Here is a 23,195-nt window from a genome sequence, read left to right on the forward strand (position 1 = left end):
CGTCCCGGGGCGCCACGAGGATGGGAGGGAGCGGCGGAGACCCGCCGCCGCAACGGGCGAAGGGGGACCTCCATGACCACGGTCGCGCAGAACATCGTCGACACCCTCGAGGCGAACGGAGTCGAACGCGTCTACGGGATCCCTGGCGACTCGCTCAACGGCTTCACCGACGCGCTCCGCACCTCGGACATCGAGTGGGTGCACGCGCGCCACGAGGAGGGCGCCGCCTTCGCGGCAGCGGGGGAGGCCGGCACCACGGGGCGGCTGGCGGTGTGCGCGGGCAGCTGCGGTCCCGGCAACCTGCACCTCATCAACGGGCTGTACGACGCGCAGCGCTCGCGGGTGCCGGTGCTCGCGATCGCCGCGCACATCCCGAGCGCCGAGATCGGGTCGAACTACTTCCAGGAGACGCACCCGCAGGAGCTCTTCCGCGAGTGCTCCGTGTACGCCGAGCACGTCTCGAGCGCGGAGCAGATGCCCCGACTGCTGCGCATCGCGATGCAGACCGCCGTCGAACGGCAGGGGGTCGCCGTGCTCGTGATCCCCGGCGACGTCGCGCTCGCGGACATCCCGGACGAGGGCATCGCGAGGATCACGACGACCCGCCCGCGCGTGCTCCCGCAGCAGGAGCAGCTGGAGCGCGCCGCCGAACTGCTGAACGGCGCGAAGAAGGTGACGATCCTCGCCGGAGCGGGGGTGGCGGGCGCCCACGACGAGGTCATCGCCCTGGCCGACGCCCTCGCCGCCCCCGTCGTGCACGCCCTGCGCGGCAAGGAGCACATCGAGTACGACAACCCCTTCGACGTGGGCATGACCGGGCTGCTCGGCTTCGCCTCCGGCTACCGGGCGATGGAGGCGGCCGACACGATCCTCATGCTCGGCACCGATTTCCCCTACCAGCAGTTCTTCCCCGCGGGCGCGACCAAGATCCAGGTCGACGTGCGCGGGGAGCAGCTGGGCCGCCGCGCCCCGCTCGACCTCGGGATCGTGGGCGACGCCGGCGAGACCGCCGCGGCGCTCCTGCCGCTGATCGAGCGCAAGAAGCGCCGCTCCCATCTCGACGACGCGCTGGAGCACTACCGCAAGACCCGCAAGAAGCTCGACGAGCTCGCCACACCGACCGCGTCGGGCAAGCCCATCCACCCCCAGTACGTCGCCAGGCTGATCGACCGCCTGGCCGCCGACGATGCGGTGTTCATCCCCGACGTGGGCTCGCCCGTCGTGTGGGCCGCCCGCTACCTCACGATGAACGGACGCCGGCGCCTCATCGGCTCGTTCAGCCACGGCTCGATGGCCAACGCGCTCTCGCAGGGCATCGGCGTGCAGGCCTCGCACCGCAACCGCCAGGTGATCGCGCTGGCCGGCGACGGCGGCCTCGCGATGCTGCTCGGCGAACTGCTGACGCTCGAGCAGAACGCGCCGCTGCCGCTCAAGATCGTGGTGTTCAACAACTCGTCGCTCAACTTCGTCGAACTCGAGATGAAGGCCGCCGGCTTCGTGAACTACGGCACCGAGCTGAAGAACCCCGACCTTTCGGCCGTCGCGCGAGCCGTGGGCGTGCACGCGACGCGGGTGAGCGACTCCGATCAGCTCGAGGATGCGCTGCGCGAGGCCTTCGCCCACGACGGACCCGCGCTCGTCGAGGTGATGACTGACCGGCAGGAGCTGTCGATGCCGCCCTCGATCAGCGTCGAGCAGATGAAGGGCTTCACGCTCTACGCGCTGCGCTCGGTGCTGTCCGGTCGCGGCGACGAGGTGCTCGACCTGGCCCGCACCTACCTGCGGCAGATCTTCTAGCGACGCGGATCAGCCGATCCGGAATCCCTGCCCCTGCAGGATCAGCGCGAGCACTCGGCGATCCTCGCGGTGCATCACACCCTCGACGAAGCGGGTGAGCGCGTGATCGAGCGTCACGGTGCCGGCGCTGCCGGCGACCTTCTGCAGGATCGCGACGAGGGTGCGCGGCGCGAGCACCGCCTCCTCGAGCCCCGGTCGCCCGTCGATCTCGCGCTCCGTGCTCACGTAGTCGCCGAAGCCCTCGCCGTGCTCGCCCGCGAACACCTGCTGGCTGATGAACGCCGCCCGCGCCACCCGGAACAGCTCGTCGACGCCGAGCCCCGGCGGCAGCTCGCCCCGCCGATCCACGACGGCGGCGGTCGCGAGCAGCGCGTTCTCGACGGGGAAACCGTCGTAGCCGAGGCCGGTGTCGGGGTAGTGCACGCGGTAGGCGTTCGCGCCGAAGCGGTTCACCAGTTCGGCGCTCAGGCGATCGAGCCCCCGGTATCGATGCGGGGTCTGCTCGTTGGCGGTGGCGAGGATCGCGAAGCCCGACGCGATCCGCACCTCGCGGCCCGCGTCCTCCTGCACGCCGAACGCGTCGCCCGGGCGCAGCTGCAGCACCCGGTTGAGACGCTTCAGGAACTCGGCCGGCATCGCGTTGAGTTCGTCGAGGATCACCGGCCGGCCCTCGGTCATGGCCCGCAGCAGCGGCCCCGGCACGAACACGCTCACGGTCGCGCCGCCAGCGGCCCGCAGTTCGTGGGTGCCGATGAGCTGGGCGCCCGTGATGTCGCCGTAGCCGGAGACGAACTCGGGTTCGCCGCCGACCGCGAGCCGCGAGAGGTGCTCGGCGAGGGCGGTCTTCGCGCCACCAGTCTCGCCGACGAGCAGCACCGGGTCGCCGCGCAGCACGGCGGGCAGCGCTTCCGAGATGATGCCGCGCATCTGGGCCGTCTCGAGCAGGCCGCCGCGCAGCTGGCGGGCGGCTTCCCGCAGTCGCAGCGCGCCGAGCGCTTCGAGCACGCCGTCGCGGCGTTCTGCGGAGGTGATGGCGGATCGCCATCCCCGCTGGGACTCTGCGCCGGCGGCCGCTCGCAGCTCCCGCACGCGCACCCCCTCGGACGCCGTCGGCGCCCTGCCCGCGGCGACCGCGCGACCCACGATCGCGTGCGCGGAGGCGAGGGTCGCGTCGCGGGCCGTCCGTTCGCGCCGGGCCGCGACCGCGAGGCGCAGCACGCGCGCCCGCTCGACGAGGGCCCGGTCGACGAGTTCGCGGTTGTCCGGGTCGTCGAGGATCGCGGCGAGCCTGGCATCGAGCGAGGCCAGATCGGCGCGGTGCTCCGCGGCCTCGTCGTGCCCGGTCGCAGAACGCAGCGCGCGGCGCACACGGCGGCGCTCATCGGCGATGGAGCGCGCCTCGCGCAGCACCGGGTCAGCGTCGAATGCCAGCATGCCCGTCACGCTACCACTGCGCGCACGACGCTCACGCGAGCGGCTGCGGCCGCGGCGGGTCGTCGCGCGTCACGCGCAGGCAGCATCGGTCTCGCGCCGGCCCCGGTAGGGTGTGGGCATGGTCGACCGGGGCATCGAGGAGCGGGAGCGGCTGCGCGCCGTCGGCGCCCTGATCGGCGTGCCCGTCTCGGTCACCGATGACGACGACTGGGAGCTCGACGAGGCCGGCTTGCGCGTGGGACTCGGCTGGTACGCGCAGCGCGGTCACGGGCGCGACGAGGCCGTCGCGCTCGCACTGCTGCAGCTCTGGGAGAGCGTGCGCGGCGAGCGGGTGACCCCCGAGCGGGCGCGTCGCGGCCGTTCCATCGTGTCGGGACGGCCCGCCGCGCAGCCGCTCGTCGCGGCAGTCGTGCGCCTGCAGGCCGCGGCCGAGCTGCTCACGGCGCTGCCGGGAATGCGGGACCGGCTCGCGTCGGCGATGGCCCGCAGCCTGCCGGAGGGGCTGGGCGAGCAGGCTCGGCACCTGCAGTGGGTCGCCCTGCTGCTCGCGGCGGGATTCGGCGCGCCGGCGCCCACCGATGGGGCCGACGCCGAGGTCGCCGCCGAGTGGGACGCGCTGCAGCGGGCCTCCGAGCGGGGCGACGCCCTGCAGCGCGTGCTGGCGCCCGACCCCGGACGAGGCGCGCTCGACCGCTTCGAACGCGCGCTCGCGCTGCTGCTGCCGCCCTACGAACGGCTGCTCGCGAGGGACGCGCGTGACCGCGGGTGGGGTGAGGCGCCCCGGGGAGCCGAGGCTCAGGAGCACGAGGGCGGCGGCGCCTCCGACGACTTCGGCGCGGCCGGCGCGGGCGGCGACGCCGCTCAGCAGGCGCCCGACGAGGGCGGCCAGGACGGGGAGGCGTCGGCGCCGGAAGACGACGAGCGCGCCCGGGCGGGCGAGGGGCGTCAGACGGCCGAGGGCGCAGACCTGTTCGCCGCCGAGCAGGCGGGATTCGTGAGCGCGCTGCTCGCGACGCCGCTCCCCGCCGAGGGGGCGCTGCTCGAGGCGATGTCCCTGCCTCCGCTCGAGGGTGCGCCGCGCAGCAGCGGCGATCCGAGGGAGGCCGGGGGCGGCGCCGCAGCGAACGGCGGGCTCGCGTTCTCGGACTACCGCGGTCGGGCCGGCGAGCTGGCCGACGCGATCGAACGCATGCGGGCGGTGTGGGCGCGGGTCATCGCCGAGCGGGTCGCCCAGGTGCGCGGGATCGGTCGCCGGCCGGTGCCGGAGGGGGAGATGCTGAGCCCCGAGGCCCTGGCCCGCGCGGTCGCCGAGGCGCGGGCGGGCGTGGCGCGCCCGGCCGCCTTTCTGCGCCGGGAGTCCCGGCCGCGCCGCCGCCGCCGCGCGGGCAGCACCGACTACGTGCTGCTCGTCGACCGCTCGGCGTCGATGCAGGGGCGCATCGCCGACGCGGCGGCCGATGCGGCGCTCATCATGATGGAGGCGCTCGCGGGCGTCGAACGCGACGTCGCGCACGCCGAGCAGCGGGCGGGGATCGAACTCGACCTCGACATCCGCACCGCGCTCGTGCTGTTCGACGCCGAGCCGCTCGTGGTGAAGCCGCTGAGCCGGGGCCTCGACGACGAGGCGAGGCGCCGCATGCACTCGGGCATCCGATCGCCGAGGGGCTCCACGAACGACGGCGCTGCGCTGCTCACCGCGGCGCAGCAGCTCGGGGTCGCGCCAGGCGCAGCCGGCGCGAGTGCGGCCGCGGCGGCCGATGGCGTCGAACGACGACGGCTCGTGCTGCTGGTGAGCGACGGAGGGTCGAACGACCCCGTCGCGGCCGCACGCGAGCTGCGGCGATTGCGGGCCGCGGGCGTGGACGTGCACGGGATCGGCATCGGCTCCGACGAGATCGTGCGGCGCTACGCACCGAGCAGCCGTCGCGTCGACGACCCGAGCGGCATCGCCGAGGCGATCCTCGACCTGGTCGAGAGTGAGCTACCGTGAAGATGAGCGACAGGGAGCGGGAGGGCACATGAGCACGCCAGACACGGGGGACCGGATCCGCCTCACGCGGGCGCTCTTCCCCGAGCTCGCGAGCGAGCTCGACGCCGCCCTCGCGTCGAACGGGGGCGACCGAGCCGACGAGTTCGACGCCTGGCTCGACGGCGAGACCGAAGCGCTGCGCGCGACATCGCTCTCCTCGGTCGCGTTCGCCGACGTGCTCGACGAGGCGCAGCGCGACCGGTTCGGGCGGGCCTTCGACGCCGCTCGCGCCGTCGCCGGCTGGGTGGGCCTCGAACCGCCGCAGCCCGAGGCCTTCGCCGAGGCCGGTGCGGATCTCGCGCGGCTCGGCGCGGCCCTGTCCGGCGACCCCACGCTCGTGCCCGTGCCGGCGCCCTACGGCCTGGGGGCGGCGGGCTGGCGACGGTTGTTCGAACGGGCGGCCGAGCATGAGGGGCCGCTGTCGCAGCCCGAGGGCGGTTCGCCGCTCGTGCTCGCGAACGAGGCCGAGCGCGAGTTCGCGCTGCTCGATCGTGCACCGTCGAATGTGCCGATCGTGCGCACCCGCGCGGGCGCCGAGACGGGGTGGACGCTGCGGCTCGTGCCGGGAGGGCTCGCGCCCGCCGTGCTCGGCCTGAGCTTCGAGCACGGCCCGCACGCCACGCTGCCTGAGATGCTGATGCTGCAGCTGATGCGCGCGGCCTCGAGCGAGCCGCTGGTCGACGCCCGCAGCTTCACCTGGCTGGCGGGCGCACTCGCCGACGGCCGTCTGGCCGCGCGCCACGTCTACGACGCCGGCGAGCGCAGCGTGCGCATCAACTGCCGCGAGATCGGCAACCAGGGGCCGCACCTCGGGGCACGGCCGCCGGTCGGCTGACCCTGCGCCCGTACCGGGCTGGCGCCCCTGCCCGGCTGCCGCCGGCTACTCCCAGACGCTGCGCGCGTCGGATCGGGTGGAGGGGAGACGCGACGACGCGCCCCACGCGAGCACGTCGTCGGGCACGCGCAACTGCTCGGGATCCGCCCCGCTCTTCTCGATGACCTCGCTCACCGGCACCGTGCCGCCGCTGCGGCGCAGGATGCGCCCGCGCACGATCGCCCGGGCGTAGATCTCGGGGCGGCGCTGCGCGTCGGGCCGCACGAAGCGCTGCTCGATGTAGACGGCCTGCTCGTCGAAGCCCAGGATGCGCGACTCGATCCAGAACCGCATCCACGGGTTCAGCGACTTGCGGTACGAGATGGTCTGACCCACGACGACCGGGTACCAGCCCTCGCGCCTGAACACGTCGAGCGCGCCGTTGCGCTGGATCAGGTCGAACCGGGCCACGTCCATGATGGAGAGGTACTTGCCGTTGTTCATGTGGCGCAGCACGTCGAGGTCGGTCGGCCACACGCGGAACCGCGAGCGGGAGACGTCGCTGAAACCGAGACGCGGGCCGCGCGGCCCGACGAACCAGAGATGCCAGAGGGTGCGGAAGAGCATGTGCATCACGGCAGGATAGAGCGGCGCGGATCGCGGCCGCACGCCGTTTGTGGGAGAACTGCAAGGCGGCCTCGGTAAGCGCGGTGTAAACTGTATCGGCGCTGCTCTGGCGCTCGAACCCGATAGAACCCGGAGAACACCTGTATGGCAACCTCGAACGACATCAAGAACGGCACCGTGATCAAGGAGAACGGTCAGCTCTGGAGCGTGGTCGAGTTCCAGCACGTCAAGCCGGGCAAGGGCGGCGCCTTCGTGCGCACCAAGCAGAAGAACGTCGTCTCGGGCAAGATCATCGACAAGACCTACAACGCGGGCGCCAAGATCGAGACCGCGAACGTCGACCGCCGCGACTACCAGTACCTCTACCAGGACGGCGCCGACTTCGTCTTCATGGACAAGAGCGACTACGACCAGCTGACCGTCTCGGGCGCCGTGGTGGGCGACTCGGCGAAGTTCATGCTCGAGAACCAGGACGTGCAGATCGCGCTGCACGAGGGCGATCCGCTCTACCTCGAGCTGCCCGCCTCGGTCGTGCTCGAGATCACCTACACCGAGCCCGGCCTGCAGGGCGACCGCTCCACCGGCGGCACCAAGCCCGCGACCGTGGAGACCGGCGCCGAGATCCAGGTTCCCCTGTTCCTCGAGACCGGCACCCGGGTCAAGGTCGACACCCGCACGGGCGACTACCTCGGCCGAGTCAACGACTAGTACCGTTGTCAGCCCGCACCAAGGCGCGCAAGCGCGCCCTCGACATGCTCTTCCAGGCCGACGTGCGCGACGAGTCGATCATCACGATCGTGAACGCCGAGGCCCAGCGCGCCGCCGGCGAGCCCGACCGCGAGGCCTCGTGGCTGTACGCCCGTGAGATCGTGGACGGCGTCACCGACCACCGCGACGAGATCGACGAGCTCATCATGAGCTACGCGCAGGGGTGGACGCTCGAGCGCATGCCGAACGTCGACCGTGCGCTGCTGCGCCTCGCGGCTTGGGAGATCCTCTTCAACGACGAGGTGCCCACGGCGGTCGCGATCGACGAGGCCGTGGAACTGGCCAAGGACTACTCCACGGAGGACTCCAGCCGCTTCGTCAACGGCGTGCTCGGCCGCATCGCCGATCACGCGCAGGCGTAGGGCTTCTCGGGTCGGCCTCCGCCGCCCAGTCGAAAGGCGGGTTTCTCCGGTGATTCTTCGGAATCGCCGGCGAAACCCGCCTTTCGTCGTTCGGGAGCGGCGCTCGTCGCGCCCACGCGCTACTTCTGCTCTTCGACCGTCACCGTGTAGTCGGCGTTCGCCGCGGTGACCTTCACGTAGTAGTCGCCGGCGTCCTTGCGCAGGATGGTCTCGCCAGCTCCGGGCTCGCTGATCATGACGTCGGGGATCGCTCCGTCGGTCATGATGTCGGTGTCCTCGGTGAGCACGTAGACCGCGCCGACGACCATGTTCGCGCCCGCGTTGTCGACGAAGTCGTAGGTGACGCGCACCTTCCCGCCGGTCAGCGCGATCGTGTCCGACTGCTGGTCCGCGTTGCCGGTGATCGTCGCGACCGGGGTCCAGATGGGCTCGGCGACGACCTCCTCTGCGGGAGCCTCAGCGGGGGCAGCGGGGGCGGCGGGCTCCGCGGCGCCCGAGCAGCCGGCGAGGCCGATGGTCAGCAGGGCGACGGCTGCCAGTGAGGGAAGCGTTTTCTTCATGTGGATCGGGGTCCTTTCGGTCGGGGCAGTGGGATTCCGATGGGTAGTGCACCGGCAGGGTACAAGAACCTGTGCTTTATGCACAGTATCCTGTGCTGCGCTGCGGGGGCAAACTCTATGGACTGGTGAGGTGCCACTTCCTCCCAACCCCGACCTCACCCAGCTGAGAGTGATCATCGGGCGGGAGCGCACGCGCGCCGGCCTGACCATCGAGCAGCTCGCCGAGGCCTCCGGGGTCAGCCGGCAGACGATCCTGAATCTCGGTTCCGGCAAGCACCACGGCGACCTCAAGACCTGGCTGAAGCTGTCGAGGGCGCTCGGCGTCGGGCTCGACGAACTGCTCGCGCCGGTGTGGCGCGAGTGACGGCGCGGCAGGCGCCGAGAGGCGGATTTCGCAGGTGCAGCTCCGGGTTCAGCTGCGAAACTCGCCTTTCGCGGTGCTTCGCCGCGGCGGAGCACCGCGGCGGGCCGAGCGCGGGCCCGGGTCGCCGGGCCTGCTATTGTTGAGGGAAATGAGTTCCTTTAAGTCCGTCCTGTGAGGCGGGAAAGGAGTGCTGGGAACATGCGTACCCTCCTCTACGCCGACGACATATCGCGGGCGCTGACCCGCATCTCGCACGAGATCGTCGAGGCGAACAAGGGCACCGGCGACCTGATCCTCGTCGGCATCCCGAGACGCGGCACCCTGCTGGCGCACCGCATCGCCGCCACCATCTCCCGCATCGAGGGAGTCGACGTGCCGGTCGGCAGTCTCGACGTCACCATGTACCGCGACGACCTCTCGCGGCAGCCCGCTCGGGCTCCGCAGCCGACCGAGATGCCCGTCGCCGGCATCGACGGCGTCACCGTGGTGCTCGTCGACGACGTGCTCTACTCGGGCCGCACCGTGCGCGCCGCCCTCGACGCGCTGAACGATCACGGCCGCCCCCGCGCCGTGCGCCTCGCCGCGCTCATCGACCGCGGCCACCGCGAGCTGCCGATCCGAGCCGACTACATCGGCAAGAACCTGCCGAGCGCCAAGCACGAGCGCATCTCGCTGCGGCTCGAAGAGCTCGACGGCGTCGACGAGGTCGCCATCGGCAGCGTCGACGATCCCTCCCTCGCGCAGGCGCCGGCCCGGGTGCGTGCGACGGCTCCGGAGGCGACCGCATGAGGCACCTGCTCGACACGCGCACGCTGAGCCGAGACGAAGCGATCCTCATCCTCGACACCGCCGAAGAGATGGACGCCGCCCAGCAGCGCGAGGTGAAGAAGCTGCCCGCGCTGCGCGGCAAGACGGTGGTCAACCTCTTCTACGAGGACTCGACGCGCACCCGCATCTCCTTCGAAGCCGCGGCGAAGCGCCTGAGCGCCGACGTCATCAACTTCAGCGCGAAGGGATCGTCGGTCTCGAAGGGGGAGTCGCTCAAGGACACCGCGCAGACCCTGCAGGCGATCGGCGCCGACGGCGTGGTGATCCGCCACCCGGCCTCGGGCGCCCCCGAACGGCTTGCCCGCAGCGGCTGGATCGACGCGGGTGTGCTCAACGCCGGCGACGGCACCCACGAGCACCCCACGCAGGCGCTGCTCGACGCCTTCACGATGCGCCGGCGCCTCTTCGCCGATTCGAGCCGGGGCCGCGACCTCGACGGCGTCTCGGTGGTGATCGTCGGCGATGTCGCCCACTCCCGCGTGGCCCGCTCGAACCTCTGGCTGCTGAACGCCCTCGGCGCGCACGTGAGCTTCGTCGCGCCCGAGACCCTGCTGCCCTACGGCGCCCGCGACTGGCCGGTCACGCTGCACCACTCTCTCGACGCCGCTCTGCGGGACGAGCAGCCCGACGTGGTGATGCTGCTGCGCATCCAGACCGAGCGCATGCACGCCGCCTTCTTCCCGAACGAGCGCGAGTACGCCCGCAACTGGGGCCTCGACGACGCCAGGCTCGGCAGACTCGGCGAGCGCACCATCGTGATGCACCCCGGCCCCATGAACCGCGGCCTCGAGATCTCGTCGCGGGCCGCCGACTCCGAGCGCTCCACCGTGCTCGAGCAGGTCGCGAACGGCGTCTCGGTGCGGATGGCGGCCCTGTACCTGTTGTTGAGCGGATCCGAACGGAGCACCCATGAGTAACCCCGACCTCCTGATCCGCGGCGCGCGTCTCGCCGCCGACCTCACCGAGCGCGGCGCCGATCCCCGTTCGGCGGCCTCCGTCGACCTGCGCATCTCGGGCGGCCGCATCGTCGAGCGCGGCGCCGAGCTGCAGCCCCGCGAGGGCGAGCGCGTGATCGACGCCGAGGGGCTCGTCGCCCTCACCGGCCTCGTCGACCTGCACACCCACCTGCGCGAGCCCGGCTTCGAGCAGTCCGAGACCGTGCTCACCGGCACCCGGGCCGCCGCCGCGGGCGGCTTCACGAGCGTGTTCGCGATGGCCAACACGATGCCCGTGCAGGACACGGCCGGCGTGGTCGAGCAGGTGCAGTCGCTCGGCGACGCCGCCGGTTACGCCACGGTGCGCCCCATCGGAGCGGTCACCGAAGACCTCGCGGGGGAGCGCCTCAGCGAGATCGGCGCGATGGCGCAGTCGCGCGCCGCCGTGCGCGTGTTCTCCGACGACGGCAAGTGCGTGCACGATCCGCTGCTCATGCGCCGCGCACTCGAGTACGTGAAGACCTTCGACGGCGTGATCGCGCAGCACGCGCAGGACCCGCGCCTCACCGAGGGCTCGCAGATGAACGAGGGCGCGCTCTCGAGCGAGCTCGGCCTGAAGGGCTGGCCCGCGGTCGCCGAGGAGTCGATCATCGCCCGCGACGTGCTGCTCGCCGAGCACATCGGCGCGCGCCTGCACATCTGCCACCTCTCGACGGCCGGCTCGGTCGAGGTGGTGCGCTGGGCGAAGGCCCGCGGCGTGCAGGTCACCGCGGAGGTCACCCCGCACCACCTCATCCTCACCGAGGAGCTGGTGCGCAGCTACGACCCCCGCTACAAGGTGAACCCGCCGCTGCGCCGCGAGGAAGACGTGCGCGCGCTGCGCCGCGCAGTGGCGGAGGGAGTCATCGACATCATCGCGACCGACCACGCGCCGCACCCCGTCGAGGCGAAGGAGTGCGAGTGGGACGTCGCCGCCTTCGGCATGGTCGGCCTCGAGTCGGCGCTGCCGATCGCGCTGCTCACCCTCGTGAACGAGGGCCACACCAGCTGGGCCGAGCTCGAGACCCTGCTCTCGCAGAAGCCCGCCGAGATCGGCAGGCTCGAGGGGCACCCCGCCGCCCTCGCCGAGGGTGAGAGCGCCGACCTCGTGCTCGTCGACCCGGGCGGCGCGAGCGAGTTCGACCTCGCCAGGCTGCGAGGCCTCAGCGTCAACTCGCCCTATCTCGGGATGGAGCTGCCCGGTCGAGTGGCCTACACGGTGCGCCGCGGCTACCTGACGCTCGACGGGGGAGCACTCGTCGAGACCGCCACCGTGGCGGCCGCCGCCGCGACCGCAGCGCTGGAGGGGGCCCGATGAGCGCCTACTCGATCGCGCTGCTCTTCGGCGCGGTGGGCGTGCTCGTGCTCGTCGGCATGTGGTGCTCCTGGCGCGCGCGCCTGAAGCGCGACGCGGCCGCAGCGGCGTCGTCCGACGAGCCCGGCGGCGAGATCATCGAGCGCTTCCCGCGCGCGGGTTACGTCTCCACGACCGCCGCGGGCGCCCCGCTCGAGCGCATCGCCCTGCCCGGGCTGCGCTACAAGGGCTACGCCGAGGTGACGGTGCGCCGCGACGGCGTCACCATCCAGGTCACCGGAGAGCGCCCCGTGCACATCGCCGCCGACCGGGTGCTGGGCACCGGCGACGCCGGCGTTCGCATCGGCAAGGCCGTCGAGCGGGGAGGCCTCTCCCTGCTCGCCTGGCGCGCCGACGAGACCCACGGAGACAGCGAGGCCGGCGGCGAGAGCCGCACCCTCGAATCGAGCTTCCGCTTCGCGGACCCCGCCGAGCAGCGGCGCTTCGCAGAGGCGATCGAGCAGATCCTGACCCCCGCCATGTGCGGGGCGCCGGGACAGACGGACACAGACGGAACGACGCAGGAGGACGCGTGACCACGAACACAGGTGAAGAGGTGTCGACCCCCGAGTCGACGACGAGCGGCGTCACGGCGCCGCCCGCGGCCGCGGTGCCCGAGGGCGGCGCCGTGCTGGTGCTCGAGGACGGCTCCCGCTACGACGGGCGCGCCTACGGCGCGACCGGTCGCACGCTCGGCGAGGTCGTGTTCTCGACCGGCATGACCGGCTACCAGGAGACGCTGACCGATCCCTCCTACGCGGGCCAGATCGTGCTCATGACCGCGCCCCACATCGGCAACACCGGCGCCAACGACACCGACATGGAGTCGCGCAAGATCTGGGTGTCCGGCTTCGTGGTGCGCGATCCCGCACGCCGCGTCTCGAACTTCCGCGCGCAGCGCTCGCTCGACGAGGACCTCGTCGACGACGGCGTCGTCGGCATCTCGGGCGTGGACACCCGGGCCATCACCCGCCGCATCCGCTCGGCCGGCGCCATGCGCGCGGGCATCTTCTCGGGCGCCGACCTCGAGCTCTCGGCCGACGAACAGCTCTCGCTCGTGCGCGAGCAGGCCGGCATGGCGGGCAAGAACCTCTCCGAGCAGGTCACCACGCCCGAGCGCTACGACGTGCCGGCCGCCGACGGCGCCGAGCGCATCGGCTCGATCGCGGTGCTCGACCTCGGCATCAAGCGCGCCACCGTGCAGTACCTCTCCGAGCACGGCTTCGACGTGATCGTGCTGCCGGCCTCCACCTCGCTCGACGAGATCCGGGCCATCGCCCCCGACGCGCTGTTCTACTCGAACGGTCCCGGCGATCCCGCGGCATCCGACCAGCAGGTCGTGCTGCTGCGGGAGCTGCTGCGCGACGGCGTGCCCTACTTCGGCATCTGCTTCGGCAATCAGCTGCTCGGCCGCGCCCTCGGCTTCGGCACCTACAAGCTGCCCTTCGGCCACCGCGGCATCAACCAGCCCGTGCTCGACAAGCGCACCGGCCGCGTCGAGATCACCGCCCAGAACCACGGCTTCGCCGTCGACGCGCCCATCGAGGGCGAGCTCGACGCTCCCGAGGGCTTCGGGCGCGTGCAGGTGAGCCACTACAGCCTCAACGACCAGGTGGTGGAGGGGCTCGAGTGCCTCGACATCCCCGCCTTCTCGGTGCAGTACCACCCCGAGGCCGCCGCCGGTCCGCACGACGCCTTCTACCTCTTCGATCGATTCCGCCAGCTGGTCAAGGATCGGGCCTCGGCAGGCTCGGCCAGCGCAGAAGGAGCCAACTAAGCCATGCCCAAGCGTTCAGACATCAACTCCGTCCTCGTCATCGGCTCGGGCCCGATCGTGATCGGCCAGGCCTGCGAGTTCGACTACTCGGGCACCCAGGCCTGCCGAGTGCTGCGCGAAGAGGGCGTGCGCGTCATCCTCGTCAACTCGAACCCCGCGACGATCATGACCGACCCCGACTTCGCAGACGCCACCTACGTCGAGCCCATCACCCCCGAGGTGATCGAGTCGATCATCCTCAAGGAGAAGCCCGACGCGATCCTGCCCACCCTCGGCGGCCAGACCGCGCTCAACGCGGCCATGGCGCTGCACGAGCAGGGCATCCTCGAGAAGTACGACGTCGAGCTGATCGGCGCCAAGGTCGAGGCGATCCAGCGCGGCGAGGACCGCCAGATCTTCAAGGAGCTCGTGATCGAGGCGGGCGCCGACGTCGCCCGCTCGCACATCGCGCACACCCTCGAGGAGGCGAAGGAGTTCGCGAAGGATCTCGGCTACCCGCTCGTCGTGCGCCCCTCCTTCACGATGGGCGGCCTCGGCTCGGGCTTCGCCTACACCGAGGAGGACCTGATCCGCATCGCCGGCGACGGCCTCCACTACAGCCCCACCAGCGAGGTGCTGCTCGAGGAGTCGATCCTCGGGTGGAAGGAGTACGAGCTCGAGCTCATGCGCGACACGGCCGACAACACGGTCGTGGTCTGCTCGATCGAGAACGTCGACGCCGTGGGCGTGCACACCGGCGACTCGATCACCGTCGCACCCGCGCTCACCCTCACCGACCGCGAGTTCCAGAAGCTGCGCGACATCGGCATCGACATCATCCGACGCGTCGGCGTGGACACGGGCGGCTGCAACATCCAGTACGCCGTCGACCCGGTGAGCGGTCGCATCATCGTCATCGAGATGAACCCGCGCGTCTCCCGCTCGTCGGCGCTCGCCTCGAAGGCCACCGGCTTCCCGATCGCGAAGATCGCGGCGAAGCTCGCCCTCGGCTACCGCCTCGACGAGATCCCGAACGACATCACGCAGAAGACGCCCGCGAGCTTCGAGCCCACCATCGACTACGTCGTGGTCAAGGCCCCCCGCTTCGCGTTCGAGAAGTTCCCCGCCGCCGACGACACCCTCACGACCACCATGAAATCGGTGGGCGAGGCCATGGCGATCGGCCGCAACTTCACGACGGCGCTGCAGAAGTCGCTGCGCTCGCTCGAGAAGCGCGGCACCTCGTTCCACTGGGAGCCGGTCGCCGAGTCCGAGCGCGAGGCGCGCGTCGCCGAACTGCTCGAATCGATCGCGCGCCCCACCGACGGCCGCATCGTCGACGTGCAGCAGGCGCTGCGCCTCGGCGCGACCATCGAGCAGGTGTTCGAGTCGACCGCGATCGACCCTTGGTTCCTCGATCAGATCGCACTCATCAACGAGGTCGCCGAGACGGTGAAGGGCGCCCCGCAGCTCACGCTCGACGTGCTGCGCGAGGCCAAGGACCACGGCTTCAGCGACGCGCAGATCGCGGCGATCCGCGGGGTGTCCGAGTCCGAGATCCGCGGCCTGCGCCACGGCCTCGGCCTGCGCCCCGTCTACAAGACGGTCGACACCTGCGCGGGCGAGTTCCCCGCGCTCACGCCCTACCACTACTCGTCGTACGACCTCGAGACCGAAGTGCAGGCGAGCGACCGCAAGAAGGTCGTGATCCTCGGATCCGGCCCCAACCGCATCGGCCAGGGCGTCGAGTTCGACTACTCGTGCGTGCACGCCTCCTTCGCGCTGAGCGATGCGGGCTACGAGACGATCATGATCAACTGCAACCCCGAGACCGTGTCGACCGACTACGACACGAGCGACCGTCTCTACTTCGAGCCGCTCACGCTCGAGGACGTGCTCGAGGTGATCCACGCCGAGCAGCAGAGCGGCGAGCTGCTGGGCGTCGTCGTGCAGCTCGGCGGGCAGACCGCCCTCGGCCTGGCGCAGCCGCTCAAGGACGCGGGCATCCCGATCCTCGGCACCACCCCCGAGGCGATCGACCTCGCCGAGGAGCGCGGTGCGTTCTCCGGCATCCTCGAGCGCGCGGGGCTCGTGGCGCCCCGCAACGGCACCGCCATCGACGAGGAGGGCGCCGTGCGCGTCGCCGAGGAGATCGGCTACCCGGTGCTCGTCCGCCCCTCGTTCGTGCTCGGCGGGCGCGGCATGGAGATCGTGTACGACACGGCGACGCTGCGCGGCTACTTCGGCCGCATCGAGGGCCACGCCCTCGTCGGCCCCGGCCACCCGCTGCTCGTCGACCGCTTCCTCGACGACGCCATCGAGATCGACGTCGACGCCCTCTACGACGGCGAGCAGCTCTACATCGGCGGCGTGATGGAGCACATCGAGGAGGCCGGCGTGCACTCGGGCGACTCCAGCTGCACCCTGCCGCCCGTCACGCTCGGCCACGACCAGATCGCCCAGGTGCGCGAAGCCACGCTCGGCATCGCCGAGGGCATCGGCGTGCGCGGCCTGCTCAACGTGCAGTTCGCGATCGGACAGGGTGTGCTCTACGTACTCGAGGCCAACCCGCGCGCCAGTCGCACGGTGCCGTTCGTATCGAAGGCGCTCGGGATCCCGCTCGCGAAGGCCGCCTCGCGCATCATGGCGGGCGAGACGATCGAGCAGCTCGTCGACAGCGGCTTCCTGCCCGAGCGCGACGGCTCGCGCGCGCCCATCGACGCGCCGATCGCCGTGAAGGAGGCCGTGCTGCCCTTCAAGCGCTTCCGCACCAACGAGGGCCTCGTGGTCGATTCGCTGCTCGGCCCCGAGATGCGCTCCACGGGCGAGGTCATGGGCATGGACCGCGACTTCCCGACGGCGTTCGCGAAGAGCCAGTCGGCGGCCGGCAGCGAGCTGCCCACCTCGGGCACGGTCTTCCTGTCGGTGGCGGATCGCGACAAGCGCTCCGTGGTGCTGCCGGCGCTGCGGCTGCAGGAGCTCGGCTACCGCATCCTCGCCACCCAGGGCACGCAGGTGGTGCTGGCGCGCAACGGCATCTCCTCGGAGGTCGCCCGCAAGCACTCGGCTCACGCCGAGGGCGACACGATCGTCGACCTCATCAACCGCGGCGAGATCGACATGATCGTGAACACCCCGTCGGGCAGTTCGGCTCGCGCCGACGGCTACGAGATCCGCGCTGCGGCGGTTGCGGCCGACAAGCCGATCTTCACGACCGTGTCGGAGCTCTCGGCCGCGGTCGGCGCCATCTCGGCGCAGCAGCAGGGCTTCGCGGTGAAGTCGCTGCAGGAGTACCAGGCCGATCGCGACGCGGTGCTCGCCGAGGCGGCGGCCGCGCGATGAGCGCGCGCTCCTTCGGGGGCCGACTCGCGGCGGAGTTCGCCGCGGGCCGGCACCTCTGCGCGGGGATCGATCCCCACGCACCGCTGCTCGCCGACTGGGGTCTCGGGGACGACGCCGCCGGCGCCGAGCGGATGGGGCGCGAGGTCGTCGCGGCCGCCGCCGGCGTGGCCGCGTGCGTGAAGCCGCAGTTGGCGTTCTTCGAACGCTTCGGCTCGGCGGGCTATGCCGCGCTCGAGCGCGTGCTCGCCGACGCCCGGGAGGCGGGGCTGCTCGTGGTCGCCGACGTGAAGCGCGGCGACATCGGCTCCAGCTTCGGGGCCTACGCCGACGCCTGGCTGGCACCCGGATCCCCGCTCGAGGCCGACGCGATGACGGCCGTCGCCTACCAGGGCTTCGAGAGCCTCGTCGGGGCGTTCGCGCACGTGCGCGACCACGGCAAGGGCCTCTTCGTGCTCGCCGCGACCTCGAACCCCGAGGCCCGCGAGGTGCAGCGGGCGGCCCGTGACGACGGCCGCAGCGTCGCCCGCGCGATGGTGGAGGACGCCGAGGCGTTCAACGCCGAGGCCGCCGCGGGCTCGGGCGTCGGTTCCGTCGGCGTCGTGCTGGGCGCGACGCTCGACCTCGCCGACTTCGGCATCGACGTCGCGAAGCCCGCTGCGCGCCCCGCGCTGCCGGTGCTCGCGCCCGGCTTCGGCCACCAGGGGGCGCGCATCGAACAGGCGGCGCAGATCTTCGGCGGCATCGGCCACGCGCTGCTCGCGAACGAGTCTCGCAGCATCCTCGCCGGGGGAGCGGCCGGCCTCGCCGATCGTGTGCGCGGGCGCGCCGACGCGATCGCCTCCGCCCTCGCCGCCTCGCGAGCCTAGGCTCCCGGGCCGCGCCTCGTGGCCCGCGTCGCAGCGGACGGCCGGGCGCCTCGCCCGGAGCGGCGGCGGGGTTCGCCTGGTGCCGAGTCGACGACGGCGGCGCGCGCGGCGCTCCGAACCGACCCGCGCGGGAGACGAGGGCTCGCGAGACATACCCTAGGCTTGGAACGGGGAGAGGGAAACAGGACGATGAGCACGAATGGGAACCCGCAGAAGCGGGCGATGCCCGAGGTCGACCGGGTTGCGGCGAACCGTGCCGCGATCGCGGCGCGGCGCGCGCGCGCCGAGCTGAAGCGCAAGCTGCGCAGCGGCGAGGTGTCGCCGTTGCGCGTGCTCGAGCAATCGCGAGCCCCGGGCAGCACGGAGGCGTCGCTGCGCATCACCGACTTCCTCCTCTCGTTCCCCGCGATCGGCGCCGTGAAGGCCGACCGCGTACGCGAAGACCTCGGCATCTCCGAGCGCAAGCGCCTCGGCGGGCTCGGCGCGCTGCAGCGCGAGCGCCTGGAAGCCTTCGTGCGCGAACGCACGGGCGCGTCCTCCGAGCGCCCGCCCCTCACCGTGCTCGCGGGCCCCACCGCGGTCGGCAAGGGCACAGTGGCCGCCTACATCCGAGAGCACTACCCCGAGGTGCGGCTCTCGGTCTCGGCCACCACGCGTGCCCCCCGCCCCGGCGAGGAGCACGGCCGCCACTACTTCTTCGTCGACGACGAGGGCTTCGACCGCATGCTCGCCACCGACGACCTGCTCGAGTGGGCCACCGTGCATAACCAGCACCGCTACGGCACGCCGCGGGGGCCGGTACTCGAGGCCGCCGCCCGCGACGAACTCATGCTGCTCGAGATCGACCTGCAGGGCGCCCGACAGGTGCGGGCCAGCATGCCCGAGGCCCGCCTCGTGTTCCTCGCGCCGCCGAGCTGGGACGAGCTCGTGCAGCGGCTCGTGGGCCGGGGCACCGAGGACGCCGAGGAGCGCGCCCGCAGGCTCGAGACCGCGAAGGTCGAGCTGGCCTCGGCCGAGGAGTTCGACGAGATCATCGTGAACGACGAAGTGCCACGGGCCGCCGCCAGGCTGGTCGAGCTCATGCGCGGCGGTGCCTGACGGTGCTGGCGTCGGTGCTGCCGATGGAGGGGCTCGGCGAGGTCGCCTCGCTCGATCCCAGGCAGTTCCTGGGCATTCCGCTCGCCCTGCTGGGGGCCGCCCTGTTGGCCTTCGGGGCGCAGTACCAGTCGCGGGGTCTCAACAAGGTCGAGCGCATCGTGGGCGCGAGCGCGGGCTCCGGACTCTCGCTTCGGCACGTGCTGGGGCTGCTGCGGCGCCCGTCCTGGGTGAGCGGCACGCTGCTGCTCGGCCTCGCGGTGACGTTCCAGATCGGATCGCTCGCCCTCTCGCCGATCATCATCGTGCAGCCCATCGGCGTGGTCGGGCTCGTGATCACGTCGATCCTCAACTCGCGCTTGAGCGGCGTGCGGCTCGACACTCGCGTGCGCATCTCGATCGGCCTGGCGGTGCTCGGGATCGTGGCCTTCGTCAGCATCGCGGCCTTCACCGCCACCGATCGCCCGGTGACCGATGCGAAGCTCACCACGATCCTCATCACCTTCGCGGTCGTGCTCGTGCTCGCCCTGATCGCCTTCGTGCTGCTGCGGCACCACCGGGTCGCGCTGCTCTACATCGTGGGCGCCGGCGTGCTGTACGGCTTCGTCGCGACGTTCGCGAAGGCGGTGATCGGCCGTCTGCAGCAGGGCGAGTTCGAGACCCTCACCTGGCTCTGCGTCGCGGCCCTCGTGGTGGGCGCCCTGCTGGGCATGGTGTTCGTGCAGAACGCCTACTCGTCCGGCCCGCCCGATCTCGTGGTGGCGGGGCTGACGGTGATCGATCCGATCGTCGCGGTGCTCATCGGCATCATCGTGCTGAACGAGGCGGCGAACGCCCCGGGGTGGGCGGTGTTCGCGTTCATCGCCTCCGGCGCCCTCGCGGTGGTCGGGGTGATCGGCCTCGCGAAGTTCCACCCGCAGACCGGCGCCTCGGCGCTCGACGCGCCTGCCGAGGCCGTAGGGTCGGGCGGACAGCAGCCGGGGTCCGCGGGGCCGGCGACCGACTGAGACGTCCGGTGCGATAAGCTTCTCGCACACGGCAGGGTGACCGGGAGACACGATGACGCAGACGCTCAGGATCGGGCTTCTCGAGGATCAACCGCTCTTCAGGGAGATGCTGCAGCATCTGCTCCGTGCGGTGCCCGGCTTCGCCGTCGTCACCGCCGCCGACTGCTCGGACGCGACGTCGAACTGGGACGCGCGCGCCCTCGACGTGGCCCTGCTCGACGTCGAGCTGCCCGACGGCACCGGGCTCGATGTCGGCCGCGCCCTGCAGCGGTCGAACCCCGATCTCCGCGTCGTGCTGCTCTCCGCGGTCGACCGCTCGCAGCTGCTGCTCGAGCTCGACGAGCGCGAGCAGTGGAGCTACCTCTCGAAGAACTCCTCGACCTCCTCGGCGAAGCTGATACGCGCTATTCGAGCCTGTGCCGCCGGCCGTCGCGTGATCGATCCCGACGTGGTCGGCTCGCGCCGAGTGCGGGCCGGCGGCCGCCTGGAGGGACTGAGCAGCCGGCATCTCGAGGTGCTGCAGCTCGTCACCGAGGGGCTCACCAACCAGGCGATCGCCGAACGGCTGGGCCTCGCCCTCAGCTCGGTGAACAACCACGTGAACGCCATCTACGCCGGCCTGCAGATCGACCGCGCGCGCTTCAACCCCCGCGTGGCGGCCGCACGTCTGTACCTGGAGGAGACCGCGTGATGCGCGGTGCGCAGCGCGAGGCTGCGGCCGACCGGGTGTCCGATACTCGGATGCTCGTGCTCTCGGTGCTGCTGATCGGCGTCTTCTTCGCCTTCGGGGCCACGGCGCAGTCGATGCTCGTCCACGGCGTGCCCGCGCCGCGCATCGGCGGTCACGCGCTCGGGCCGGTCGCCGAGGCGAGCCTGCGCGCCTCGATCAACCTGGTGAGCGTCGCGATCATGGCGTTCGGGGCGGCGTGGACGAGGATCATCGACCGCCCCTTCTGGAGCGCCGCGGCGCTCGCCCTGCTGATCGTCGCCACCGGCGTCGTGGCGCGGGCCGGCCTGCAGCTGCTGTTCAACGTGCACCCGGTCGCGCGCGCCGAGGAGGCGCTGCACGACGCCCTGACGGCCGTGCCGGTCGGTCTCGCGGTGCTCGGGATCTCCGTCTCGATCGTCGGGCTCAGCCGTCGGGCCCGGTGGGCGGAGCGCGACCGGCAGGCGGCGGCGATCCGTGCAGCCGAGGCGCTCGACGAGCTGCAGCAGGAGGAGATCCGCGTGCGACGCGAGGTCGCCGACACGCTGCACGGCACGCTCCAGAACCGGTTCGTGATGCTCGGCGCCGCCCTCGGCGAGGCCGGCGCGCGGCTTGAAGGCGAAGCCGGGGTCGGGCCGGCCGAAGCCCGGGAACTCGCCTCCCGTCTCAAGGAGGTGCGCGCCGAGCTCGACGAGCTGCGGGAGCGCGAGCTGCGCGCACTGAGCGCGTCGCTCTACCCGGAGGCCCTCGATCGCGGCCTGCTGCCGGCCGCTCGAGCGCTCGTCGCCCGCATCCCGCCTTCGATCCCGGTGCGCATCTCAGCCGACGAGATCCCGGTGCCCGACCCGCTGGATCGCACGAGCCGGTTGCTGCTCGTGCGCGCCATCGAGGAGGGCGTCTCGAACGCGCTACGGCACGGCGAGGCGAGCCGGCTCGAACTGCGGCTGGAAGCGCGCGACGGCCGCTTTCTCGCCGAAGTGCGCCACCTCGGCGTGGTGCCGATCGAGAACCCGGCGCTCAGCGGCCTCGCCAGACTGAGCAACCGCATCGCCGACCGCGGTGGAGAGCTCGAACTGGAGCGGGAGGCCGACGGCGGGGCGCTGCGGGCCTGGCTTCCGGCCTGAGCCGGGGCGCGGCCCGGGCGCTACCTCGGCGAGCGCTCCCTCCGTGGAGGCTTCGGGGCGCCGCGCCCCGGCCTGAATGCGGAGACGCTTGGCTCGTCGGCGAGCCAGAACCGCCAGGGGAACGCCGGCCCGCCCGCCTCGCCCGCGACCCCGACCCGCGGACCGCTCGTGATCCGGCCGGAGACGGCGCCGTCCCGGGCAACCGCGAACGGCGCCTCGAAGAGGTCGAGGCCGTCATGGGTCTCGCGGGCGATCCCGAGCGCCGCGGCCACATTGCCGGGGCCGCGAGCGAGCATGTGCTGCGGCACGGTCGCGCCGCCCCGCTTCGCGGAGCGCCGACGCTGCGCGATCTCGCCGCCCTCGACCACCTCGCCCGCACGGATCAGCACCCCCGACGCCGTGCCCTCGGGCGAGCACACCATGTTCAGCGCGAAGTGCATGCCGTAGCTGAAGTAGACGTAGGCGTGGCCGGGCGGGCCGAACATCGACGCGTTGCGCTCGGTGCGCCGATCCTTCGAGTGCGATCCCGGATCGTAGGGGCCGGGGGTGCCGACCCCGTGATAGGCCTCGACCTCGGTGATCCGGATCGCCACCGTGCCCGCGCTTCCCAGGCCGTCATCGCCGGTCACCGAGAGCGTCGCCCCGAGCAGGCGGGGCGCCACCTCGAGCGCGGGGGAGAGGAAGAGCTCACGGTCCATCCCTCCATTCTCGCCCAGGCGCGGTGTCGTAGTCTGGAAGCGAGCGCACCGCCAGTGTGCGGGCGCCGAGGAGGTCGACCGTGAGCCAGCAACCCGTCGTCTACACCACCGAGAAGCGGCGGTTCCCGTGGTGGACGCTGCTCGTCACCGGCGTGCTCGTCGGGGCGGTCGGCGTGGGCTTCCTGGTGTGGCCGTTCTTCGCCGCGACCTGGATGCTGGTGGTGCTTTTCGGATCCGCGCTCATCGCCAACGGACTCGCCGTGCTCACGCGGTCGGCGGCGTCGCCCGCCGCGCTCGTCGGGGGCATCGTGCTCATCGCCGCGGGTGTGCTCGCGATCGTGTTCTCCGATCTCACCGTGGGAGCGATCGTCGCGTTCGTCGGCGTCGGCCTCGTGGTCTTCGGGGTGCTCTGGATCGCGATCGGCGCCCGCTTCGCCGGGCGCAGCCCCGCGATCCTCGTACCCGGCGTGCTGATCCTCGTCGGCGGCGTGGTCGCGCTCGCCTGGCCGGGTCTCGCGCTCACGGTCGTCGCCGTGATCGGCGGCGTCTGCCTCGTGCTGCTCGGCGCGCTCATCATCTGGACCGCGAACCGGCTGCGCCGCCTCGACGTGTCGGCCACCACCATCGTGATGTGAGGCGCGTCGCCCGTCGGGCGCCCAGAGCGACGCGGAACGACGGCGACGCCGCCCG

Annotated in this window: 22 protein-coding genes; 18 read left to right on the forward strand and 4 right to left on the reverse strand. The window is 72.1% G+C overall.

The features are described from left to right. The first annotated feature begins 72 nt into the window (after window positions 1-72). The gene (gene poxB / locus H490_RS29325; protein WP_017885091.1) at window positions 73-1,797 is read left to right on the forward strand and encodes a ubiquinone-dependent pyruvate dehydrogenase; all 1,725 of its coding nucleotides are present in this window, start codon (window positions 73-75) and stop codon (window positions 1,795-1,797) included. Window positions 1,798-1,806: 9 nt separating this feature from the next. On the opposite strand, the gene H490_RS29330 is transcribed toward poxB, so the two are convergent. Further along, entirely contained in the window at window positions 1,807-3,231 is a 1,425-nt protein-coding gene (locus tag H490_RS29330) for an AAA family ATPase (protein WP_031290269.1), read from the reverse strand. Window positions 3,232-3,349: 118 nt separating this feature from the next. Here H490_RS29330 and H490_RS29335 point away from each other — a divergent pair, with 118 nt between their 5' ends. Continuing rightward, complete coding sequence (locus tag H490_RS29335) at window positions 3,350-5,221, forward strand: vWA domain-containing protein (protein ID WP_152424319.1); 1,872 nt, start codon at window positions 3,350-3,352, stop codon at window positions 5,219-5,221. 28 nt (window positions 5,222-5,249) lie between these two features. Continuing rightward, the gene (locus H490_RS29340) at window positions 5,250-6,095 is read left to right on the forward strand and encodes a hypothetical protein (protein WP_017885094.1); all 846 of its coding nucleotides are present in this window, start codon (window positions 5,250-5,252) and stop codon (window positions 6,093-6,095) included. A gap of 45 nt (window positions 6,096-6,140) precedes the next feature. Here the strand turns inward: H490_RS29340 and H490_RS29345 are convergent, their stop codons facing one another. After that, complete coding sequence (locus H490_RS29345) at window positions 6,141-6,707, reverse strand: thioesterase family protein (protein ID WP_031290270.1); 567 nt, start codon at window positions 6,705-6,707, stop codon at window positions 6,141-6,143. Window positions 6,708-6,845: 138 nt separating this feature from the next. Between H490_RS29345 and efp the strand changes: the two genes are divergently transcribed. Further along, complete coding sequence (gene efp / locus H490_RS29350; RefSeq protein ID WP_017885096.1) at window positions 6,846-7,409, forward strand: elongation factor P; 564 nt, start codon at window positions 6,846-6,848, stop codon at window positions 7,407-7,409. A 5-nt stretch (window positions 7,410-7,414) separates the two neighbouring features. After that, a complete protein-coding gene (nusB, locus tag H490_RS29355) occupies window positions 7,415-7,831 on the forward strand; it encodes a transcription antitermination factor NusB (protein WP_017885097.1) in 417 nt (138 codons plus the stop codon). A gap of 119 nt (window positions 7,832-7,950) precedes the next feature. On the opposite strand, the gene H490_RS29360 is transcribed toward nusB, so the two are convergent. After that, window positions 7,951-8,391: a hypothetical protein gene (locus H490_RS29360; protein WP_017885098.1), complete on the reverse strand. Its 441-nt coding sequence runs from the start codon at window positions 8,389-8,391 to the stop codon at window positions 7,951-7,953. A 130-nt stretch (window positions 8,392-8,521) separates the two neighbouring features. Here H490_RS29360 and H490_RS32755 point away from each other — a divergent pair, with 130 nt between their 5' ends. The 12 genes from H490_RS32755 to H490_RS29420 all read left to right on the forward strand — a co-directional run bounded on the left by H490_RS32755 (window position 8,522) and on the right by H490_RS29420 (window position 21,807). Beyond that, window positions 8,522-8,755, forward strand: coding sequence for a helix-turn-helix transcriptional regulator (locus H490_RS32755; RefSeq protein WP_031290271.1), 234 nt, complete (start codon window positions 8,522-8,524; stop codon window positions 8,753-8,755). Between the two features lie 198 nt (window positions 8,756-8,953). Beyond that, a complete protein-coding gene (pyrR, locus tag H490_RS29370; RefSeq protein WP_017885100.1) occupies window positions 8,954-9,544 on the forward strand; it encodes a bifunctional pyr operon transcriptional regulator/uracil phosphoribosyltransferase PyrR in 591 nt (196 codons plus the stop codon). Beyond that, window positions 9,541-10,500, forward strand: coding sequence for an aspartate carbamoyltransferase catalytic subunit (locus H490_RS29375; RefSeq protein ID WP_017885101.1), 960 nt, complete (start codon window positions 9,541-9,543; stop codon window positions 10,498-10,500). The genes pyrR and H490_RS29375 overlap by 4 nt, the downstream gene beginning before the upstream one ends. Beyond that, window positions 10,493-11,875 (forward strand): dihydroorotase, encoded by a 1,383-nt coding sequence (locus H490_RS29380; protein WP_017885102.1) that lies wholly within the window; start codon window positions 10,493-10,495, stop codon window positions 11,873-11,875. The genes H490_RS29375 and H490_RS29380 overlap by 8 nt, the downstream gene beginning before the upstream one ends. Continuing rightward, window positions 11,872-12,447, forward strand: a complete 576-nt coding sequence (locus H490_RS29385) for a hypothetical protein (RefSeq protein ID WP_017885103.1) — start codon at window positions 11,872-11,874, stop codon at window positions 12,445-12,447. The genes H490_RS29380 and H490_RS29385 overlap by 4 nt, the downstream gene beginning before the upstream one ends. Next, window positions 12,444-13,688, forward strand: coding sequence for a glutamine-hydrolyzing carbamoyl-phosphate synthase small subunit (gene carA / locus H490_RS29390; RefSeq protein WP_017885104.1), 1,245 nt, complete (start codon window positions 12,444-12,446; stop codon window positions 13,686-13,688). The genes H490_RS29385 and carA overlap by 4 nt, the downstream gene beginning before the upstream one ends. A gap of 3 nt (window positions 13,689-13,691) precedes the next feature. Beyond that, window positions 13,692-17,009 carry a carbamoyl-phosphate synthase large subunit gene (carB, locus tag H490_RS29395; protein ID WP_017885105.1) on the forward strand — a complete coding sequence of 1,106 codons (3,318 nt, stop codon included), beginning with the start codon at window positions 13,692-13,694 and terminating at the stop codon, window positions 17,007-17,009. Beyond that, a complete protein-coding gene (gene pyrF, locus H490_RS29400; RefSeq protein ID WP_017885106.1) occupies window positions 17,006-17,875 on the forward strand; it encodes an orotidine-5'-phosphate decarboxylase in 870 nt (289 codons plus the stop codon). Before carB ends, pyrF begins: the two co-directional genes overlap by 4 nt. Before the next feature lie 189 nt (window positions 17,876-18,064). Beyond that, complete coding sequence (gene gmk, locus H490_RS29405) at window positions 18,065-18,973, forward strand: guanylate kinase (RefSeq protein ID WP_017885107.1); 909 nt, start codon at window positions 18,065-18,067, stop codon at window positions 18,971-18,973. A gap of 2 nt (window positions 18,974-18,975) precedes the next feature. After that, complete coding sequence (locus H490_RS29410; RefSeq protein WP_017885108.1) at window positions 18,976-19,977, forward strand: DMT family transporter; 1,002 nt, start codon at window positions 18,976-18,978, stop codon at window positions 19,975-19,977. A gap of 52 nt (window positions 19,978-20,029) precedes the next feature. Next, window positions 20,030-20,668 carry a response regulator transcription factor gene (locus tag H490_RS29415; protein WP_017885109.1) on the forward strand — a complete coding sequence of 213 codons (639 nt, stop codon included), beginning with the start codon at window positions 20,030-20,032 and terminating at the stop codon, window positions 20,666-20,668. Next, the gene (locus H490_RS29420; protein WP_017885110.1) at window positions 20,668-21,807 is read left to right on the forward strand and encodes a sensor histidine kinase; all 1,140 of its coding nucleotides are present in this window, start codon (window positions 20,668-20,670) and stop codon (window positions 21,805-21,807) included. The genes H490_RS29415 and H490_RS29420 overlap by 1 nt, the downstream gene beginning before the upstream one ends. A gap of 20 nt (window positions 21,808-21,827) precedes the next feature. Here the strand turns inward: H490_RS29420 and H490_RS29425 are convergent, their stop codons facing one another. Continuing rightward, the gene (locus tag H490_RS29425; RefSeq protein WP_017885111.1) at window positions 21,828-22,505 is read right to left on the reverse strand and encodes a DNA-3-methyladenine glycosylase; all 678 of its coding nucleotides are present in this window, start codon (window positions 22,503-22,505) and stop codon (window positions 21,828-21,830) included. Between the two features lie 80 nt (window positions 22,506-22,585). On the opposite strand from H490_RS29425, the gene H490_RS29430 reads away from it, so the two are divergent. After that, a complete protein-coding gene (locus H490_RS29430) occupies window positions 22,586-23,140 on the forward strand; it encodes a DUF308 domain-containing protein (RefSeq protein ID WP_017885112.1) in 555 nt (184 codons plus the stop codon). Window positions 23,141-23,195: the final 55 nt, after the last annotated feature.

Source organism: Leucobacter sp. UCD-THU, from assembly GCF_000349545.1.
Lineage (GTDB): Bacteria > Actinomycetota > Actinomycetes > Actinomycetales > Microbacteriaceae > Leucobacter > Leucobacter muris.

What these genes read in the sequence shown, in the direction of transcription:
- H490_RS29420 (WP_017885110.1), top strand. Translation starts at nt 20,668, where the DNA reads ATGCGCGGTGCGCAGCGCGAGGCTGCGGCCGACCGGGTGTCCGATACT.
- H490_RS29385 (WP_017885103.1), top strand. Translation starts at nt 11,872, where the DNA reads ATGAGCGCCTACTCGATCGCGCTGCTCTTCGGCGCGGTGGGCGTGCTC.
- H490_RS29415 (WP_017885109.1), top strand. Translation starts at nt 20,030, where the DNA reads ATGACGCAGACGCTCAGGATCGGGCTTCTCGAGGATCAACCGCTCTTC.
- pyrF (WP_017885106.1), top strand. Translation starts at nt 17,006, where the DNA reads ATGAGCGCGCGCTCCTTCGGGGGCCGACTCGCGGCGGAGTTCGCCGCG.
- H490_RS29345 (WP_031290270.1), bottom strand. Translation starts at nt 6,707, where the DNA reads ATGCACATGCTCTTCCGCACCCTCTGGCATCTCTGGTTCGTCGGGCCG.
- poxB (WP_017885091.1), top strand. Translation starts at nt 73, where the DNA reads ATGACCACGGTCGCGCAGAACATCGTCGACACCCTCGAGGCGAACGGA.
- H490_RS29375 (WP_017885101.1), top strand. Translation starts at nt 9,541, where the DNA reads ATGAGGCACCTGCTCGACACGCGCACGCTGAGCCGAGACGAAGCGATC.
- H490_RS29340 (WP_017885094.1), top strand. Translation starts at nt 5,250, where the DNA reads ATGAGCACGCCAGACACGGGGGACCGGATCCGCCTCACGCGGGCGCTC.
- gmk (WP_017885107.1), top strand. Translation starts at nt 18,065, where the DNA reads ATGAGCACGAATGGGAACCCGCAGAAGCGGGCGATGCCCGAGGTCGAC.
- efp (WP_017885096.1), top strand. Translation starts at nt 6,846, where the DNA reads ATGGCAACCTCGAACGACATCAAGAACGGCACCGTGATCAAGGAGAAC.
- H490_RS29360 (WP_017885098.1), bottom strand. Translation starts at nt 8,391, where the DNA reads ATGAAGAAAACGCTTCCCTCACTGGCAGCCGTCGCCCTGCTGACCATC.
- H490_RS29330 (WP_031290269.1), bottom strand. Translation starts at nt 3,231, where the DNA reads ATGCTGGCATTCGACGCTGACCCGGTGCTGCGCGAGGCGCGCTCCATC.
- pyrR (WP_017885100.1), top strand. Translation starts at nt 8,954, where the DNA reads ATGCGTACCCTCCTCTACGCCGACGACATATCGCGGGCGCTGACCCGC.
- H490_RS29425 (WP_017885111.1), bottom strand. Translation starts at nt 22,505, where the DNA reads ATGGACCGTGAGCTCTTCCTCTCCCCCGCGCTCGAGGTGGCGCCCCGC.
- H490_RS29335 (WP_152424319.1), top strand. Translation starts at nt 3,350, where the DNA reads ATGGTCGACCGGGGCATCGAGGAGCGGGAGCGGCTGCGCGCCGTCGGC.
- H490_RS29380 (WP_017885102.1), top strand. Translation starts at nt 10,493, where the DNA reads ATGAGTAACCCCGACCTCCTGATCCGCGGCGCGCGTCTCGCCGCCGAC.
- carB (WP_017885105.1), top strand. Translation starts at nt 13,692, where the DNA reads ATGCCCAAGCGTTCAGACATCAACTCCGTCCTCGTCATCGGCTCGGGC.